General features: G+C 71.8%; 14 protein-coding genes. 9 read left to right on the top strand and 5 right to left on the bottom strand.

The window, feature by feature from the left end; all coding sequences use genetic code 11:
* Positions 1–33 precede the first annotated feature (33 nt).
* Positions 34–612: a TetR/AcrR family transcriptional regulator gene (locus ACZ6CV_RS24675; protein ID WP_469252886.1), complete on the top strand. Its 579-nt coding sequence runs from the start codon at positions 34–36 to the stop codon at positions 610–612.
* Here ACZ6CV_RS24675 and ACZ6CV_RS24670 read toward each other — a convergent pair.
* A complete protein-coding gene (locus ACZ6CV_RS24670; protein WP_469252885.1) occupies positions 575–1,585 on the bottom strand; it encodes a DNA-binding protein in 1,011 nt (336 codons plus the stop codon). The two genes, ACZ6CV_RS24675 and ACZ6CV_RS24670, sit on opposite strands and share 38 nt — an antisense overlap.
* A gap of 205 nt (positions 1,586–1,790) precedes the next feature.
* Between ACZ6CV_RS24670 and ACZ6CV_RS24665 the strand changes: the two genes are divergently transcribed.
* Positions 1,791–2,486: a type 1 glutamine amidotransferase domain-containing protein gene (locus ACZ6CV_RS24665; RefSeq protein WP_469252884.1), complete on the top strand. Its 696-nt coding sequence runs from the start codon at positions 1,791–1,793 to the stop codon at positions 2,484–2,486.
* A 119-nt stretch (positions 2,487–2,605) separates the two neighbouring features.
* Here ACZ6CV_RS24665 and ACZ6CV_RS24660 read toward each other — a convergent pair whose 3' ends face one another.
* Both ACZ6CV_RS24660 and katG read right to left on the bottom strand, forming a co-directional pair.
* Positions 2,606–3,970, bottom strand: a complete 1,365-nt coding sequence (locus ACZ6CV_RS24660; RefSeq protein ID WP_469252883.1) for an FAD-dependent oxidoreductase — start codon at positions 3,968–3,970, stop codon at positions 2,606–2,608.
* 271 nt (positions 3,971–4,241) lie between these two features.
* A complete protein-coding gene (gene katG / locus ACZ6CV_RS24655; protein WP_469252882.1) occupies positions 4,242–6,470 on the bottom strand; it encodes a catalase/peroxidase HPI in 2,229 nt (742 codons plus the stop codon).
* A gap of 312 nt (positions 6,471–6,782) precedes the next feature.
* Here katG and ACZ6CV_RS24650 point away from each other — a divergent pair, with 312 nt between their 5' ends.
* Complete coding sequence (locus tag ACZ6CV_RS24650; protein ID WP_469252881.1) at positions 6,783–7,202, top strand: Fur family transcriptional regulator; 420 nt, start codon at positions 6,783–6,785, stop codon at positions 7,200–7,202.
* A 20-nt stretch (positions 7,203–7,222) separates the two neighbouring features.
* Here the strand turns inward: ACZ6CV_RS24650 and ACZ6CV_RS24645 are convergent, their stop codons facing one another.
* Positions 7,223–7,645, bottom strand: coding sequence for a secondary thiamine-phosphate synthase enzyme YjbQ (locus tag ACZ6CV_RS24645; RefSeq protein ID WP_469252880.1), 423 nt, complete (start codon positions 7,643–7,645; stop codon positions 7,223–7,225).
* 102 nt (positions 7,646–7,747) lie between these two features.
* Here ACZ6CV_RS24645 and ACZ6CV_RS24640 point away from each other — a divergent pair, with 102 nt between their 5' ends.
* The 6 genes from ACZ6CV_RS24640 to ACZ6CV_RS24615 all read left to right on the top strand — a co-directional run bounded on the left by ACZ6CV_RS24640 (position 7,748) and on the right by ACZ6CV_RS24615 (position 13,442).
* On the top strand, positions 7,748–7,831 hold the full coding sequence (locus ACZ6CV_RS24640) for a putative leader peptide (protein ID WP_355809829.1): 84 nt from the start codon (positions 7,748–7,750) through the stop codon (positions 7,829–7,831).
* A gap of 333 nt (positions 7,832–8,164) precedes the next feature.
* Positions 8,165–9,121 (top strand): ABC transporter permease, encoded by a 957-nt coding sequence (locus ACZ6CV_RS24635; RefSeq protein WP_469252879.1) that lies wholly within the window; start codon positions 8,165–8,167, stop codon positions 9,119–9,121.
* On the top strand, positions 9,094–9,873 hold the full coding sequence (locus ACZ6CV_RS24630) for an ABC transporter ATP-binding protein (RefSeq protein WP_469252878.1): 780 nt from the start codon (positions 9,094–9,096) through the stop codon (positions 9,871–9,873). Before ACZ6CV_RS24635 ends, ACZ6CV_RS24630 begins: the two co-directional genes overlap by 28 nt.
* Positions 9,874–9,966: 93 nt before the next feature.
* Positions 9,967–11,019 (top strand): ABC transporter substrate-binding protein, encoded by a 1,053-nt coding sequence (locus ACZ6CV_RS24625; protein ID WP_469252877.1) that lies wholly within the window; start codon positions 9,967–9,969, stop codon positions 11,017–11,019.
* A gap of 2 nt (positions 11,020–11,021) precedes the next feature.
* A complete protein-coding gene (locus ACZ6CV_RS24620) occupies positions 11,022–12,230 on the top strand; it encodes an LLM class flavin-dependent oxidoreductase (RefSeq protein ID WP_362373443.1) in 1,209 nt (402 codons plus the stop codon).
* A gap of 84 nt (positions 12,231–12,314) precedes the next feature.
* Positions 12,315–13,442 (top strand): NAD(P)-binding domain-containing protein, encoded by a 1,128-nt coding sequence (locus tag ACZ6CV_RS24615; RefSeq protein ID WP_469253024.1) that lies wholly within the window; start codon positions 12,315–12,317, stop codon positions 13,440–13,442.
* 108 nt (positions 13,443–13,550) lie between these two features.
* Here the strand turns inward: ACZ6CV_RS24615 and ACZ6CV_RS24610 are convergent, their stop codons facing one another.
* Positions 13,551–14,252 (bottom strand): antibiotic biosynthesis monooxygenase, encoded by a 702-nt coding sequence (locus tag ACZ6CV_RS24610; RefSeq protein ID WP_469252876.1) that lies wholly within the window; start codon positions 14,250–14,252, stop codon positions 13,551–13,553.
* Positions 14,253–14,326: the final 74 nt, after the last annotated feature.

The following is a 14,326-nucleotide window of genomic DNA, read 5'->3' as shown; positions in this document are numbered from 1 at the left end:
AAGCCGTGCTGCGCGAGAGCGGAAGGAGAGCCCATGGGTCACCACAAGAACGCGCCCCTGCGCTCGGACGCACAGCGCAACCGCGAGCGGATCCTCGAGGTCGCCCTGGAGGAGCTGACGCGCGCGAGCGACGCGCCGCTCAGCGCGATCGCGAAGAAGGCGGGGGTCGGCCAGGGCACGTTCTACCGCAACTTCCCCAACCGCGAGTCGCTCGTCCTCGAGGTGTACCGCTACGAGGTCATGCAGGTCTGCGACGCGGCCTGCCAGTTGCTGCAGTGCCGCGCCCCCGACCGGGCGCTGCGGGAGTGGATGGACCGCCTCGTCCGGTTCGGGATGGCCAAGGCCGGTCTGGCCGACGCGATACGGAAGGCCACGAGCACGCTCGGCAGCCTGGCCGGTGTGGGTCCTGGCCCGCTCACCGAGGCCATCACGTTGCTGCTGCGGGCGAACGAGGAGGCCGGCACGATCCGGCCGGGGGTGACCCCCGACGACTTCCTGCTCGCCATCGCCGGCATCTGGCAGATCGATCCGCGCACCGACTGGGAGACCCGGGCGGGCCGGCTCATGGACCTCGTCATGGACGGTCTGCGGACGGGAGCTCCGGGGCGCTGAGCGACTCCGAGAGATGAGCCGCCGCGTCACGCGCCGCGGACGGCACGCCGGCGCCGCGCCTCAGCAGCAGGGCCGCGGTGGCTCCCAGCGACCGCACGGTGCGGGCCGACCCGATGCGGGCGGCGCGCGGCGCGACCTCGCGGATGAGTTCCTCGGCGTCCCGCCAGGCACCCGCCCCCACGAGCGCGGCGAGCAGCTCGGCGGTGAACAGCTCCCGGTACGAGGGGCCGTCCGGGACGGCGGCGGCCCGGCGAAGGAGCGGAATGGCCTGATCCCAGCGGTGCAGCCGGGCCGCGACCCAGCCCTCGTGCCCGAGGAGTTCGGTCTCGTCGATCCACCAGGCCCAGGGCGGGTCGCCCGCCGACACGCCGTCCAGGAAAAGATCCCTGGCCCGGCCGATTCGCCGGGTGGCGGCATGGTCGGCGCCCAGCATGGCGGTGGCGTGGGCCTGGCGGATCAGGACGAGTGCGCCGACCCTGGCCGGCAGGGGGCGCGGTCCCGGTACGCGGGATGCCGTGGCCAGGGCGCCGCGTGGGTTGCCGGTGTGGGCCTGGAGCATGCTGTGGTTCAGCAGGACGAGCCGGCCCGTCCAGCGGTCGCCGCAGAGCTCGGCAAGGGCCAACGCCCGTGCGTTCGCCCGGTGGGCCCGGCGGTGGAGCCCCGCGTCGAACAGGATCCAGCCGATGACCTCGCACAACTCGGCGAGCGCGGCGAGCAGTTCACTGTCCAGGGTGGCCAGCCGCGCCGGTTCCGCGCCGAGTTCGGGAACGGTGCGCGCGACTTCGGGGAGTACGGGCACGGCGGCGCGCGCCCCGCGACCGGCATCGAGGTCGAGCAGCCGCCGCATGGTCCGGACGACGTCGGGTACGGAGGAGACGGGCCGGTCGGGGTGAGCGGGGAGCGGGGTCCGGTGCCCGAGGTGTTGTTCGTACGACGGATCGTGCGCCCGGCGCGGGCCGTCCATGGACGCCATCGGGTTCCGCCGCCTCCCCGCCTTACTCGATGCGCTTACTCGCTGGCCGCGCCTGTCCGGTCTACCGTCGAGGACATCGCCGCACCGAAGATCCGGCGTCAGCCCGTGAGTAGGTCAGTAGGTCAGGGTGCCAGAACGCCGATTAGCGTCGTCCGCCCCTCCCCCCTCCCCGCCCCTACGGGGGCCCGTCATTGGAGAGCACCGCATGTCGAAGATCCTGTTCGTAGTCACCGGCGCGGACCACTGGACGCTGGCCGACGGCACCCGGCATCCGACCGGCTTCTGGGCCGAGGAGGCGGTCGCCCCGTACGAGGCGTTCAAGGCCGCAGGCCACGAGGTCGTCGTCGCCACCCCGGGCGGAGTCGTCCCCACCGTCGACCGCGGCTCCCTGGCCCCGGAGTTCAACGGCGGCCAGGAGGGCGCCGACCGGGTCGAGGCCGCTCTGGCCGCGTTCACCGAGCTCCAGGGCCCGGTCGAGCTGGCGGAGGTGGACCTCGACGACTACGCCGCCGTCTTCTACCCCGGGGGCCACGGCCCCATGGAGGACCTGGCCGTCGACGCCACCTCCGGCGCGCTGCTCACCCGGGCCCTGGAGTCCGGCAAGCCGCTCGGCATCGTCTGCCACGCCCCGGCCGCCCTGCTGGCCGCCGTCTCGGCCGACGGCGCCCCGTCCGTCGCGGGCTACCGCCTGACCGGCTTCACCAACGTCGAGGAGGGCCAGGCGGGGTTCGCCGACCGCGCCAAGTGGCTGCTGCAGGACCGGCTGGTGCAGGCCGGCGCCGACTTCCGTGAGGGCGAGCCCTGGGCGCCGTACGTGGTGGTCGACCGGAACCTGGTCACCGGCCAGAACCCGGCGTCCGCCGGCCCGCTCGCCACGGAACTGCTGAAGCACGTGGCCTGAGCCTCGTACGGAAGCGGCGGCTCCCTCACCGCCGGTCCGGGGCCACCCCGGACGGTCGCGAAAGCCGTTCGGCCCCGGCACCGCAGGGGTGCCGGGGCCGACGGCCGGAGCGAGTGTCCTTACGCGCCGCTGGCGTTGAGCATGTCCTCGCGTTCGACGAGCTTCACGCGCTCGCGGCCCTGCGGCTCACCGAGCGACTTCTCCGCGGCGTCGAGGCGGTACCAGCCGTCCCACGTGGTGAAGCGGACGTTCCGCTCGCCGAGGAAGGCGTCGACGGCCTCGGGCTCGGGCGAGGTGGGGACGTGCAGCCGGCCGTTCTCGCGGTCCTCAAGGAGGCTGGCGACCGTCTCGTTGGCGTCACCCTTGGTGTGGCCGATGAGGCCGACGGGGCCGCGCCGGATCCATCCGGTGACGTAGGTCGACGTCAGGTGGTCGCCGCTCTCCTCGATCACCCGTCCCGCGCGGTCGAGCACCGTGCCGGAGGCGACGTCCCAGGGCAGCTTGGGCAGCTCGTCGGAGAGGTAGCCCACGGCCCGGTAGACCGCGCCGAGGTCCCAGTCCTTGAACTCGCCGGTGCCCTTGACGTTGCCGGTGCCGTCGAGGGCGGTGCGCTCGGTGCGCAGCCCGACGACCTTGCCGTCCTCGCCGAGGATCTCGGTCGGCGACTCGAAGAAGTGCAGGAACAGCTTGTGCGGCCGGTCGCCGACGTCGCGGATGGCCCAGTTCTCCAGGGTCTTGGCGACCATGTCGGCCTGCTTGTTGCCGCGCCGGGTCGCGATCGAGCCGTCGTCGTAGTCGATGTCCTCGGGGTCGACGATGACCTCGATGTTCGGCGAGTGGTCCAGCTCCCGGAGCTCCATCGGGCTGAACTTCGCCTGGGCGGGGCCGCGGCGGCCGAAGACGTGGATCTCCTTGGCCCGGTTGGCCTTGAGGCCCTCGTGGACGTTCGGCGGTATCTCGGTGGGCAGCAGCTCCTCGGCGGTCTTGGCGAGGATGCGGGCCACGTCGAGGGCGACGTTGCCGACGCCGAGGACGGCGACCTTCTCCGCCTCCAGGGGCCAGGTGCGCGGTACGTCCGGGTGGCCGTCGTACCAGGATACGAAGTCCGCCGCGCCGTACGAGCCGTCCAGGTCGATGCCCGGTATGTCGAGCGCACGGTCGGCCGTGGCGCCGGTGGAGAAGATCACGCCGTCGTAGAAGGCGTGCAGGTCGTCCAGGCTGATGTCGCGCGGGTAGTCGACGTTGCCGAAGAGGCGGATCTGGGGCTTGTCGAGCACCTGGTGCAGGGCGGTGATGATGCCCTTGATCCGCGGGTGATCGGGGGCGACGCCGTAACGGATCAGGCCGAAGGGCGCCGGCATCCGCTCGAAGAGGTCGATCGACACACCCGGCTCGACCGCCACTGCGGACTTGAGCAGCGCGTCGGCGGCGTAGATCCCGGCAGGGCCGGCTCCGACAATGGCTACCCGCAGAGGGCGAGGCATGTTCAGGTTCCCTTCGAGCGGTGATGGAGTGACTCAAGGGGAAGCCTAAACTAAGGCATGCCTAAGTAAGTAGGCGGGTCATCTTTATGACCCCATAAGGCTGCCTTATGAGTCTGCTCGGCCACGGAGACGGCTTCCGCCCACCGGCCTCCACCGCCCACCAGCACCCTCGCGCTGCCCCGGCGACCGCTCGCCCGACGCACGTCCAGGCCGGCCCGTGGTGGTGGGCCGGCCTGGACGTGGTGGTCACTTCACCCGGCGTGGAGCCGGATCAGGCGACGTCGAACCGGTCGAGGTTCATGACCTTCACCCACGCCGCGACGAAGTCCTTCACGAACTTCTCCTTCGCGTCGTCGCTCGCGTACACCTCGGCGAGCGCCCGCAGCTCGGAGTTGGAGCCGAAGACCAGGTCCGCGCGGGTGCCGGTCCACCGGACCTCGCCGGTGGCCGCGTCGCGGCCCTCGAACGTGTCCTGCGCCTCGGACGTCGACTTCCACTGCGTGCCCAGGTCGAGCAGGTTCACGAAGAAGTCGTTCGTGAGCGTGCCGGGGCTCGTGGTGAACACACCGTGCTTCGAGCCCTGGTGGTTCGCGCCGAGCACCCGCAGACCGCCCACGAGGACCGTGAGCTCAGGGGCGCTCAGCGTGAGCAGGTTCGCCTTGTCCAGGAGCAGGTACTCGGCGGGCAGCCGGTTGCCCTTGCCGACGTAGTTGCGGAATCCGTCGGCGGCCGGCTCGATCGCGGCGAACGACTCCACGTCGGTCTGCTCCTGCGACGCGTCGACGCGGCCCGGCGTGAAGGGAACCTCGACGGTGAACCCGGCGTCCTTGGCGGCCTGCTCGACGGCGGCGCCGCCCGCGAGCACGATCAGGTCCGCGAGGGAGACCTGCTTGCCGTCGCTCCGGCCGGAGTTGAAGGACTCCTGGATGCCCTCCAGGGTGTGCAGGACCGTGGCGAGCTGGTCGGGGTTGTTGACCTCCCAGCCGCGCTGCGGCTCCAGACGGATGCGCGCGCCGTTGGCGCCGCCGCGCTTGTCGCTGCCGCGGAAGGACGACGCCGCCGCCCACGCGGTGGAGACGAGCTGGGACACCGACAGGTCCGAGCCGAGGATCTGCGACTTGAGCGCGGCGACGTCGGTGGCGTCGATGCCCTCGTACGTCACCTCGGGCAGCGGGTCCTGCCAGAGCAGCGTCTCGGTCGGGACCTCCGGGCCGAGGTAGCGCACGACGGGGCCCATGTCACGGTGGGTCAGCTTGAACCAGGCCCGCGCGAAGGCGTCCGCGAACGCCTGCGGGTCCTCCTTGAAGCGGCGCGAGATCGGCTCGTAGACCGGGTCGAACCGCAGCGAGAGGTCGGTCGTCAGCATCGTCGGGGCGTGCGTCTTGGCGGAGTCGAAGGCGTCGGGGACCGTGCCCGCGCCCGCGCCGTCCTTCGGCCGCCACTGGAAGGCGCCCGCGGGGCTCTTGAACAGCTCCCACTCGTAGCCGAAGAGGATCTCGAAGAAGCTGTTGTCCCAGGTGGTCGGGGTGTCGGTCCAGATGCCCTCGAGTCCGCTGGTGATCGCGTCGGCGCCGACGCCGGTGCCGTGCGAGCTCTTCCAGCCCAGGCCCATCTGCTCCATCGGGGCGGCCTCGGGGTCGTCGCCGACCGCGTCGGCCGGGCCCGCGCCATGGGTCTTGCCGAAGGTGTGGCCGCCGGCGATCAGGGCGACCGTCTCCTCGTCGTTCATCGCCATCCGGCGGAACGTCTCACGGATGTCGCGGGCGGCGGCGATCGGGTCCGGAGAGCCGTTGGGGCCCTCGGGGTTGACGTAGATGAGGCCCATCTGGACGGCGCCGAGGGGGTTCTCCAGCTCGCGGTCGCCGGTGTAGCGCTCGTCGCCGAGCCAGGTGGTCTCGGGGCCCCAGTAGACGTCCTCGTCGGGCTCCCACACGTCGGCGCGGCCGCCGCCGAAGCCGAAGGTCTCGAAGCCCATCTGCTCCAGGGCGACGTTGCCGGTGAGGACCAGGAGGTCGGCCCACGACAGGGACTGCCCGTACTTCTTCTTGACCGGCCACAGCAGACGGCGGGCCTTGTCGAGGCTGGCGTTGTCCGGCCAGCTGTTGAGCGGGGCGAAGCGCTGCTGGCCGGCGCCGGCGCCGCCGCGGCCGTCACTGATGCGGTAGGTGCCTGCGCTGTGCCACGCCATCCGGATCATGAAGGGGCCGTAGTTGCCGAAGTCGGCGGGCCACCAGTCCTGGGAGGTGGTCAGCACCTCGGCGATGTCCCGCTTCACCGCGGGCAGGTCGAGCGAGCTGAACGCCTCGGCGTAGTCGAACTCCTCGCCGAGCGGGTTGGCCACAGCGGGGTTCTTCGCCAGGATCTTCAGGTTCAGCCGCTCCGGCCACCACTGCCGGTTTCCGCCGCCCTGCGTCGGGTGTGCGGCGCGCGCGACCGGGCAACCTCCCCCTGTCTCCTCCGGCTTGGGGTCGGTGACGATCGCATCGTGGTTCTCAGTCATGGGAATCCTTCCGGAGGGGGCGGATCACGGTGCTCAAGAGCTGAGGGTGGTGGAACAGTCGGGGCACAGGTCCGACCGACCGCTCGCGAGGCGTGCGGTGCGCGAGCCGCGGATCCGGATGCCGGGCCGTGCGGGCCCGTCTCCTGAAGTCACGTGAAGTTCCCTGCTGTTGCCCTGTCCCTTGGCTGTCAGCCGGAACCGATCCTACGATGGACCTAGTCCAAGTCAATACGACAGACAGGCGCACGCGCATTCATTCGACGGGACTCTGCACGGTTTTCGACGGGACTTCGCACAGTGAGGCTGGTGGTCATGAGTGACCTGCTGCAACGACTTCGCGAGCGCGGCTGGCGGATGACCGCCCAGCGCCGCGTCGTCGCCGAGGTGCTCGCCGGCGAACACGTCCATCTCACCGCCGACGAGGTGCTCGCCCAGGCCACGCAACGGCTGCCGGAGATATCGCGCGCCACCGTCTACAACACCCTCGGCGAGCTGGTCACGCTCGGCGAGGTGGCCGAGGTCGCCACCGACGGCCGCGCCAAGCGCTACGACCCGAACGCCCACCACCCCCACCAGCACCTGGTGTGCTCGGGGTGCGGCGCGATCCGTGACGTCCATCCCGACGGCGACCCGCTGACCGCGCTGCCGCCCGCCGAGCGGTACGGCTTCACCGTCGCCGTGGCGGAGGTGACGTTCCGGGGCAGATGCCCGGACTGCGCGGCCGGAGCCTGACCAGGGAGGGCCGGACGCGATCAGCCCAGGAAGCTCAACCGCACCTTGCGGTCGGGATTGTCGACGTTCGTGTCGACCAGGCACACCGACTGCCACGTCCCGAGCTGCAGGCGTCCGCCGACGACCGGCAGGGTCGCGTGCGGCGGGACCAGCGCGGGCAGGACGTGGTCGCGGCCGTGGCCCGGGCTGCCGTGGCGGTGCTGCCAGCGGTCGTCGGCGGGGAGCAGGCTGTGCAGCGCGGCGAGCAGATCGTCGTCGCTGCCCGCTCCCGTCTCCAGGATCGCGATGCCCGCCGTGGCGTGCGGCACGAACACGTTGAGAAGGCCGTCGCGGCCTCCTGCCGCCTCCCGCAGAAAGGCCTCGACGTCGGCGGTGAGGTCGGCGACCACCTCGGTGGAACCGGTGGTGACCTGCAGGACCCGGGTGGTGAATGCATCGGACATACGCCCATTCTCCCGCACTCGCCCTTCCATCCGCTGATACCGGGAGTCCGTCTTTCGAGACGCCATTGACCGTGCGTGCGCGATCTGGCTACGTTCTGCGGCATGTTGCGTTCAGCCCTGCTCACCACGCGCGGTCATATCGACCTGCTGCGGGTGGCCTCCTCCGCGTGTCGCCGCGGCTGCTGACGCCCTTTCACCCGCTTTCGCGTTTCCCTCTCCGCCCGGTTGCCCGGCAGGCGCCTCGTGTCGCTCGCGTGGACCGGCGGGAGTACGTGTCCCTGCTCCTCGGGCCCACTTCTCGATCGACCTGGTCCGCAGGGCCGGCTTTCGGGCCTGACCTGTAGAGCCGACTCTCGGGCCTGACCCGTAGAGCCGGCTCTCGGGCCCGACCTGCTGGTCGCCACGTACTCCTGTCCGCCGTACGCCCGAGCGCCACCCCGCATCCCGGCTCCCGGCACCCCTCGGCCCGAAAGCCACCCCTCCCTCACGCCTCCACCCTCACGCCTCCACGGAGTACCTGTGCGCATCAGCCATGCCCCGCCACAGCCACCGACGCCCGACATATCGGGTATCTCCCTCGTCAAGGACCAGCCCACACCTCCCGACACCCACCCCCGCTCCGAGCCACTCCCCGGACCGACCCCCGCGATCCCCGCAACCCCCGCACCAGGACCCGACCTCGTCGCCCTCGTCCCCGCATCCCGCCGTCGCACCCGCGTCCCGCGCTGGCTGCGCCGCACCTCGGGGCCGCTCGCCCTGCTCGCCCTCTGGCAGATCCTGAGCGCCACCGGCGTACTCGCCAGTGACGTGCTCGCCTCGCCCGGGACCGTCGCCCGGGTCGCCGGTGATCTCATCCGGGAGGGGTCCCTGCCTAACGCCATGGGCGTCTCTCTGCAACGCGTGGCCCTCGGGCTGCTGTTCGGCACCGTCGTCGGCACGGCGCTCGCGCTCGTCGCCGGGCTCTTCCGGCTCGGCGAGGACCTCGTGGACGCCAGCGTGCAGATGCTGCGCACCGTGCCGTTCGTCGGGCTGATCCCGCTCTTCATCATCTGGTTCGGCATCGGCGAGGCGCCCAAGATCGCCATCATCTCCCTCGGCGTCTCCTTCCCGCTCTATCTGAACGTGTACGCGGGGATCCGGGGCGTCGACGCCCAGTTGATCGAGGCCGGGGAGTCGCTCGGCCTTTCGCGGTGGGGTCTCGTACGGCATGTCATCCTGCCCGGCGCGCTCCCGGGGGCCATGACGGGACTGCGGTACTCGCTGGGCGTCTCCTGGCTCGCCCTGGTCTTCGCCGAACAGGTCAACGCCGACGCAGGCATCGGCTTCCTCATGGTCCAGGCCCGCGACTTCCTGCGCACCGACGTGATCGTGGTCTGCCTCGTCGTCTACGCCTTCCTCGGCCTGAGCGCCGACTTCGTCGTCCGCACCCTCGAAAGGCTGTTGCTCCAATGGCGACCGACGTTCACCGGCCGGTGACCGCACCCGCACCCACCCCGCGGCCCCCCGCCGACGGCACCGCGCCGTCCGCCGTACGCGTCGACGGGCTGACCCGCACCTTCGACGGCCGTCCCGTCATCGACGACCTTCAACTCGACGTCAGGCCGGGTGAGTTCGTGGCGCTGCTCGGCCGCAGCGGCTGCGGCAAGTCGACGCTGCTGCGGATCCTCGCCGGCCTCGACCGCGACATCGAGGGCACCGTGCTGGTGCCGCGCCGCAAGGCCGTCGCGTTCCAGGCGCCCCGGCTGATGCCGTGGAAGCGGGTGTGGCGCAACGTACTGCTCGGGCTGCCCGGCAAGCCCGACCGGGAGGTCGCCGAGCAGGCCCTGACCGAGGTGGGTCTGAAGCACCGCACCGACGCCTGGCCCAAGACGCTCTCCGGTGGCGAGGCCCAACGCGCCTCGCTGGCCCGCGCGTTGGTGCGCGAGCCCGACCTGCTGCTGCTCGACGAGCCGTTCGGGGCGCTCGACGCCCTCACCCGCATCAAGGCACAGCGGCTCGTCGACGAGCTGTGGCAGCGGCGCGGCTGCGCGGTGCTCCTCGTCACGCACGACGTCGAGGAGGCGGTGCTCCTGGCCGACCGGGTGCTCGTGATGGACGGCGGCGTCATCGCGTACGAGACCGAGATCGATCTGGAGCGTCCGCGCGGCATCGCCGACCCCCGCTTCGGCGAACTGCGCGCGGAGCTGCTCCGACGGCTCGGCGTCGACGCCGACGCGCCTGCCCTCTGAACGAAGTCCGCGCCGACCTGTCCGGCCCCGCCCCGCGACCGGCCTGCTAGCCCCGCCCCGCCCCGCTCCCCGACCGAACCGAACGGACCCGCCATGCGACCACCCCGCCCCGCCCTCTCCCCCGCCCTCCTGCTGCTCCCCCTGGCCCTGCTGCTCACCGCCTGCTCCGGCACCTCCTCCGCCGGTACCTCGATCGGTGGCGCCGGCGGCGGCACCGACGGCAAGGGGTCGCTGACCCTCAACGTCGGTGACCAGCGCGGCGGTTCGGAGGCCGTGCTGCGCGCGGCCGGTGAACTCGACGACCTCCACTACAAGATCCGCTGGTCGACCTTCACGTCCGGACCCCCGCTCCTGGAGGCCATCAACGCCAAGGCAGTGGACGTCGGCGCCATCGGCAACACCCCGCCCGTCTTCGCCGCGGGCGCCGGATCGAAGATCACCGTCGTCGCCGCGACGCACGGCACGGCGGCGGGCGACACGATCCTCGTGCCCAAGGACTCGCCCCTGAAGAAGCCCCAGGAGCTCAAGGGCAAGTCCGTTGCCGTGGCGCAGGGTTCGTCGGCGCACTTCCAGCTGGTCGCCTCCCTAAAGAAGGCCGGGCTCGACTTCAAGGACGTGAAGGTCAAGTATCTGCAGCCCGCCGACGCCCTGGCCGCGTTCACCAGCGGCAAGGTGGACGCCTGGGCCGTCTGGGACCCGTACACCTCGCAGGTCCTGCGGGGCAAGAAGGGGCGCGTCCTGACCGATGGCGACGGGCTGGTCAACGGCCTCGGCTTCCAGGCGGCGGCGCCCGGCGCCCTCGCCGACAAGAAGAAGTCCAAGGCCATCTCCGACTACCTGGAGCGGCTCCGCCGGGCCCAGGACTGGGTCTTCAAACACCCCGAGGCCTGGGCGAAGGTCTGGGCGAAGGACACCGGCCTGCCCTACGGCGTCGCACTCGACGCGGTCAAGCGGACCAACGGCACACGGGTGCCGGTGGCCGTCGACCGCGACGTCGTCACCTCCGAACAGGAGATCGCCGACACCTTCAGCGAGTTGAAGCTGATCCCGCGCCGCATCGACTTCGGCGACTACGTCGACACCCGCTTCAACGGCGATCTGCCGCCCTCCACCACCGCGCCGCGCTCGTACCGCAAGGAGTCCTGACCATGACCGTCCACCTGCACTGGTTCCTGCCGACCGGCGGCGACGGCCGCACCCTCGTCGACCGGCACGCCTACACCGACGGCGGCATCACGCGCTCCCGGGTCACCCCGGTGAGCGGCGTGCGCGCGCCCGACATCGAGTATCTGGCCCAGATCGCCAAGGCCGCCGAGCAGTTGGGCTTCGAGGCGGTCCTCACGCCGACCGGCACGTGGTGCGAGGACGCCTGGCTGACGACCGTCGCCCTCGCCCAGCACACCGAACGGCTGAAGTTCCTCGTCGCGTTCCGCCCCGGCGTGCTCTCCCCGGTGCTCGCCGCGCAGATGGCGGCGACGTACCAGCGCATCACCCGCGGCCGGCTGCTGCTCAACGTGGTCACCGGCGGCGACTCGACGGAACAGCGGCGGTTCGGCGACCACTTGGACCACGATCGCCGCTACGCCCGCACCGACGAGTTCCTCTCGGTCGTACGCGGGGCGTGGAGCGGCCGGCCGTTCGACTTCGCCGGCGAGCACTACCAGGTGGAGGGCGGCCTGACCGCGCTCCCGCCGGACCCCCTGCCGGAGATCTTCTTCGGCGGCTCGTCAGCGGCCGCGGGGCCGGTCGCGGCACGGCACACGGATGTCTATCTGACCTGGGGGGAGCCGCCGGAGCAGGTCGAGCAGAAGATCAACTGGATTCGCGGGCTCGCCGAGAAGGAGGGGCGCACGGTCCGCTTCGGCATCCGTCTGCACACCATTTCGCGCGACTCGGCCGCCGACGCGTGGGCGACCGCGAACCGGCTGCTCGACGACCTCGACCCGGACACCGTCGCCGCCGCGCAGGAGGCGCTCGGGCGCAGCGAGTCGGTGGGCCAGCAGCGCATGCTCGCGCTGCACGGCGGCTCCCGCGACAAGCTGGAGATCTCTCCGAACCTGTGGGCCGGCGTCGGCCTGGTGCGCGGTGGGGCCGGCACGGCGCTGGTCGGCGCCCACGCCGATGTCGCCGACCGGATCGAGGAGTACCACGCGCTCGGCGTCGACCACTTCGTGCTGTCGGGCTATCCGCACCTGGAGGAGGCGTACTGGTTCGGTGAGGGCGTCATTCCGGAGCTGGCCGCGCGCGGGCTGCTGCCGCGGATTCCCGCCTCACCGCTCGCGGGCGTCCCGGCGTCGAACGGCCGCCCGGCGTCGGCTCCGGGCGGGGCTCCCCTGCTGGTGGCGGGGGGCCGCTGAGCCCGGGCGTCCCGCCCGCGGGATCTCACACCTTCCTCCGGGAAGATCCCGAACCCCGACGAAGTTAGTAGAAGCGTGAACGACATCGGGGCAGGAGACGCGGCCGCCACAGCGGCGGGCCAGGACGTGGATGCGGTCGTGGACGTGGTCGTCATCGGCGCCGGACAGGCAGGTCTGTCCGGCGCCTACCACCTGCGCCGGGTCGGCTTCGAACCGGACCGGGACTTCGTGGTCCTCGACCACGCGCCCCGGCCCGGCGGCGCCTGGCAGTTCCGGTGGCCCTCCCTGACGTACGGGAAGGTGCACGGCATGCACGCGCTCCCCGGCATGGAGCTGACCGGCGCGGACCCCGCCCGCCCGTCGTCGGAGGTCATCGGGGAGTACTTCGAGGAGTACGAGCACCGCTTCGACCTGCGCGTGCGGCGCCCCGTCGACGTGTACAGGGTCCGGGAGGACGACTCCGGCTCCGGCACGGACGGACGGCTGCTCGTCGAGACGTCGACCGGCACCTTCTCGACCCGTGCGCTGATCAACGCGACGGGCACCTGGGACCGGCCGTTCTGGCCGCGCTATCCCGGCCAGGAGACCTTCCGTGGGCGGCAGTTGCACACGGCGATCTACCCGGGGCCCGAGGCGTTCCGGGGGCAGCGGGTCGTGGTCGTGGGCGGCGGGGCGTCCGGCACACAGCACCTGATGGAGATCGCCCCGTACGCCGCCTCGACGACCTGGGTCACCCGGCGGCCCCCGGTCTTCCGGGACGGCCCGTTCGACGAGAACTGGGGCCGGGCGGCCGTGGCCATGGTCGAGGAGCGGGTGCGCCAGGGCCTGCCGCCGCAGAGCGTGGTCTCCGTGACCGGGCTGCCGGTGAACGACGCCATCCGGCAGGCCAGGGCGGACGGCGTGCTCGACCGGCTGCCGATGTTCGACCGGATCACGCCGACCGGGGTGGCGTGGGACGACGGGCGCCGCGTCGACGCGGATGTGATCCTGTGGGCGACGGGCTTCCGCCCGGCGATCGAGCACCTCGCGCCTCTGCGGCTGCGCGAGGCAGGCGGTGGCGTACGTCTCGCGGGCACCCGGGCCGCGGCCGATTCGCGCGTACACCTCGTGGGGTACGGGCCTTCGGCCAGCACGATCGGCGCCAACCGGGCGGGCCGTGCGGCGGTCCGCGACATCCAGCGGTTGCTGGCGGGGGCGCCCGCCGCGGTGTGATCCGGCGGCACGCTCGCCGTCGCGGGTGGCGGAGGCGATCGGTGTCGGGGACGGCGGATGGCGGATGGCGGATGGCGGAGGCGATCGGTGTCGGGGCGCGCGACCGGGTCAGGGCGCGGCGACGTTGACCAGGCTCTTGTACGGGAGGTAGCGCGGCACGGCGGGCAGCGTGGGGACCGGGGTGACACCCTCCAGGCTGTCGATCATCATGGCCAGTTCGACGGTGCCGCCGCCCTCGTTGAAACGCCGCCAGGACGCCATGTCCGCCCACTCCGCGTGGTTGAGCACCCGCCGGCCGTCCTTGCTCGTATGGAAGTGCGCGGCCAGCAGCCCCGGCGGCCGGGTCCGCTCCAGGATCCCGATGACTCCGTCGACGAACGCGCGCTGGCTGTCCGGGCCCTCGGTCTCGAACACGGGCGTGACCAGCGCGCCGGGGTCCCGGTCCGCGCCCTCGTCGGGCGCATAGCTGCGGTAGATCGCGTAGCGCACCTCGCCGGGCCGCCCGATGCCCAGCACCATGCGGTCGACCTTGCCCCTGTCCTCGGCGCTCTTGGCCGCCCGTGTCCACCTGCGGTAGGAGTCGTCGTCCGTCCATTGCGCGTAGTTGAGGACCTCGCGGCCGTTCTCGCTGAGGAACGTGGTGAACGAGAGCATGCCCGCCGGGCGCTCCTGCTGCTCCCACTCCTCGATCACGAGGTCCGCGGCCTGCTTCTGCACCCCTGGGGCCGGCAGCGTCCAGGAGCTGACGAGGATCGTCCCGGCGTCCGCGCGCCGGACGTCGGGGAAGGCACGTGATATCGGTGCGGCCACGGTCGGCTCCTCTGCATACTGAGCGGTATGGTCGGTGAAAAGCGTTGTACCTGAACCACGGTCGAGGTCAAGGC

This window comes from Streptomyces sp. NPDC041713 (assembly GCF_055591085.1).
This window is presented reverse-complemented; position numbering and strand designations above follow the sequence as displayed.

What these genes read in the sequence shown, in the direction of transcription:
- ACZ6CV_RS24675 (WP_469252886.1), top strand. Translation starts at nt 34, where the DNA reads ATGGGTCACCACAAGAACGCGCCCCTGCGCTCGGACGCACAGCGCAAC.
- ACZ6CV_RS24670 (WP_469252885.1), bottom strand. Translation starts at nt 1,585, where the DNA reads ATGGCGTCCATGGACGGCCCGCGCCGGGCGCACGATCCGTCGTACGAA.
- ACZ6CV_RS24665 (WP_469252884.1), top strand. Translation starts at nt 1,791, where the DNA reads ATGTCGAAGATCCTGTTCGTAGTCACCGGCGCGGACCACTGGACGCTG.
- ACZ6CV_RS24660 (WP_469252883.1), bottom strand. Translation starts at nt 3,970, where the DNA reads ATGCCTCGCCCTCTGCGGGTAGCCATTGTCGGAGCCGGCCCTGCCGGG.
- katG (WP_469252882.1), bottom strand. Translation starts at nt 6,470, where the DNA reads ATGACTGAGAACCACGATGCGATCGTCACCGACCCCAAGCCGGAGGAG.
- ACZ6CV_RS24650 (WP_469252881.1), top strand. Translation starts at nt 6,783, where the DNA reads ATGAGTGACCTGCTGCAACGACTTCGCGAGCGCGGCTGGCGGATGACC.
- ACZ6CV_RS24645 (WP_469252880.1), bottom strand. Translation starts at nt 7,645, where the DNA reads ATGTCCGATGCATTCACCACCCGGGTCCTGCAGGTCACCACCGGTTCC.
- ACZ6CV_RS24640 (WP_355809829.1), top strand. Translation starts at nt 7,748, where the DNA reads ATGTTGCGTTCAGCCCTGCTCACCACGCGCGGTCATATCGACCTGCTG.
- ACZ6CV_RS24630 (WP_469252878.1), top strand. Translation starts at nt 9,094, where the DNA reads ATGGCGACCGACGTTCACCGGCCGGTGACCGCACCCGCACCCACCCCG.
- ACZ6CV_RS24625 (WP_469252877.1), top strand. Translation starts at nt 9,967, where the DNA reads ATGCGACCACCCCGCCCCGCCCTCTCCCCCGCCCTCCTGCTGCTCCCC.
- ACZ6CV_RS24620 (WP_362373443.1), top strand. Translation starts at nt 11,022, where the DNA reads ATGACCGTCCACCTGCACTGGTTCCTGCCGACCGGCGGCGACGGCCGC.